The organism is Micromonospora sp. NPDC005194 (genome assembly GCF_040608335.1).
GTDB lineage: Bacteria > Actinomycetota > Actinomycetes > Mycobacteriales > Micromonosporaceae > Micromonospora.
Genome location: NZ_JBEXIA010000083.1, coordinates 1 through 3,078, shown reverse-complemented (window position 1 = coordinate 3,078; position 3,078 = coordinate 1). Strand labels below are relative to the sequence as shown.

The 3,078-nt window shown below is 56.8% G+C and carries 1 rRNA gene; it reads right to left on the bottom strand.

Going from position 1 to position 3,078, the window contains the following annotated elements:
• A 23S ribosomal RNA gene (locus ABZU53_RS31665) occupies positions 1–3,002 on the bottom strand; the annotation flags it as partial.
• Positions 3,003–3,078 lie beyond the last annotated feature (76 nt).

Below are 3,078 nucleotides of genomic sequence, written 5' to 3'. Positions count from 1 at the left end.
GTGGGTGGGATACCTCATCTTGAAGCAGGCTTCCCGCTTAGATGCTTTCAGCGGTTATCCCTTCCGAACGTAGCTAACCAGCCGTGCCCCTGGCGGGACAACTGGCACACCAGAGGTTCGTCCGTCCCGGTCCTCTCGTACTAGGGACAGCCCTTCTCAAGTATCCTACGCGCACGGCGGATAGGGACCGAACTGTCTCACGACGTTCTAAACCCAGCTCGCGTACCGCTTTAATGGGCGAACAGCCCAACCCTTGGGACCTGCTACAGCCCCAGGATGCGACGAGCCGACATCGAGGTGCCAAACCATCCCGTCGATATGGACTCTTGGGGAAGATCAGCCTGTTATCCCCGGGGTACCTTTTATCCGTTGAGCGACACCGCTTCCACTCGCAAGTGCCGGATCACTAGTCCCGACTTTCGTCCCTGCTCGACCTGTCAGTCTCACAGTCAAGCTCCCTTGTGTACTTGCACTCAACACCTGATTGCCAACCAGGCTGAGGGAACCTTTGGGCGCCTCCGTTACCCTTTAGGAGGCAACCGCCCCAGTTAAACTACCCACCAGACACTGTCCCTGAACCGGATAACGGTCCGAAGTTAGATACCCAAATCAACCAGAGTGGTATTTCAAGATTGCCTCCACCCATACTGGCGTATGGACTTCACCGGCTCCCACCTATCCTACACAAGCTAATTCGAGTACCAATGTCAAGCTATAGTAAAGGTCCCGGGGTCTTTCCGTCCTGCCGCGCGTAACGAGCATCTTTACTCGTACTGCAATTTCGCCGGGCCTGTGGTTGAGACAGTGGGGAAGTCGTTACGCCATTCGTGCAGGTCGGAACTTACCCGACAAGGAATTTCGCTACCTTAGGATGGTTATAGTTACCACCGCCGTTTACTGGCGCTTAAGTTCTCCGCTTCGCCCCGAAGAGCTAACAGGTCCCCTTAACGTTCCAGCACCGGGCAGGCGTCAGTCCATATACATCGAATTACTTCTTCGCATGGACCTGTGTTTTTAGTAAACAGTCGCTTCCCCCTGCTCTCTGCGGCCATACAACGCTCCACCCGCGCGGGGCTTCACGTCTCCGGCCCCCCTTCTCCCTAAGTTACGGGGGCAATTTGCCGAGTTCCTTAACCACAGTTCGCCCGATCGCCTCGGTATTCTCTACCTGACCACCTGTGTCGGTTTGGGGTACGGGCCGCTAAGAACTCGCTAGAGGCTTTTCTCGGCAGCATAGGATCACTGACTTCACCTGAATCGGCTCGGCATCACGTCTCAGCCCTAGTGTGTCGCGGATTTGCCTACGACACGGCCTACACGCTTACCCCGGCACAACCACCGGCCGGGCTCAGCTACCTTCCTGCGTCACCCCATCGCTTGACTACTACCCATCAGGTTCCCACGCTCCCCAGCTTTGACCCGAAGGTCGCGGCTGGTTTGGGTGGTTAGCACAACGAGGTTCATCAGGGACGCTCTTTCGCGGGTACGGGAATATCAACCCGTTGTCCATCGACTACGCCTCTCGGCCTCGCCTTAGGTCCCGACTCACCCAGGGCGGATTAGCCTGGCCCTGGAACCCTTGGTCATCCGGCGGAAGGGTTTCTCACCCTTCTTTCGCTACTCATGCCTGCATTCTCACTCGTGCCGCGTCCACAACTGGGTCACCCCGCTGCTTCACTCGCGGCACGACGCTCCCCTACCCATCCACACACCTGCACAAGGAATCAAGTCCAAGCGAGGTTAAAATGTGAATGCCACAGCTTCGGCGGTGTGCTTGAGCCCCGCTACATTGTCGGCGCGGAACCACTTGACCAGTGAGCTATTACGCACTCTTTAAAGGGTGGCTGCTTCTAAGCCAACCTCCTGGTTGTCTATGCGACCCCACATCCTTTTCCACTTAGCACACGCTTAGGGGCCTTAGCTGGTGATCTGGGCTGTTTCCCTCTCGACTACGAAGCTTATCCCCCGCAGTCTCACTGCCGCGCTCTCACTTACCGGCATTCGGAGTTTGGCTGGTTTCGGTAAGCTTGTGGGCCCCCTAGACCATCCAGTGCTCTACCTCCGGCAAGAAACACGCGACGCTGCACCTAAATGCATTTCGGGGAGAACCAGCTATCACGGAGTTTGATTGGCCTTTCACCCCTAACCACAGGTCATCCCCCAACTTTTCAACGTTGGTGGGTTCGGCCCTCCACGCGGTCTTACCCGCGCTTCAGCCTGCCCATGGCTAGATCACTCCGCTTCGGGTCTAGGACACGCGACTGAATCGCCCTATTCAGACTCGCTTTCGCTACGGCTCCCCCACACGGGTTAACCTCGCCACATGCCACTAACTCGCAGGCTCATTCTTCAAAAGGCACGCCGTCACCCCGCAAGGCTCCGACGGATTGTAGGCGAACGGTTTCAGGTACTATTTCACTCCCCTCCCGGGGTACTTTTCACCATTCCCTCACGGTACTCGTCCGCTATCGGTCACCAGGAAGTATTTAGGCTTACCAGGTGGTCCTGGCAGATTCACGGCAGATTTCAGGGGTCCGCCGCTACTCGGGAACACCCACAGAAGGTCAGCAACTTTCACCTACCGGACTTTCACCGTCTACGGTCAGCCATTCCAGACTGTTCGACTAGCCACTGACTTTGTAACTCCTCGAACAAGTGTCAGCTTGTTCAGTAGGGTCCCACAACCCCGACCACGCAACCCCTGACAGGTATCACACGCAGCCGGTTTAGCCTCAATCCGCTTTCGCTCGCCACTACTCACGGAATCACTATTTGTTTTCTCTTCCTACGGGTACTGAGATGTTTCACTTCCCCGCGTTCCCTCCACACACCCTATGTGTTCAGGTGTGGGTGACACCACATGACTGGTGCCAGGTTTCCCCATTCGGACACCCTGGGATCACAGCTTGGTTGACAGCTCCCCCAGGCCTATCGCGGCCTCCCACGTCCTTCATCGGCTCCTGGTGCCAAGGCATTCACCGTTCGCCCTTGACAACTTGACCACAAAGATGCTCGCGTCCACTGTGCAATTCTCAACAAACGACCAACCCACAACCCGATCCGCCCCACACCAAACCC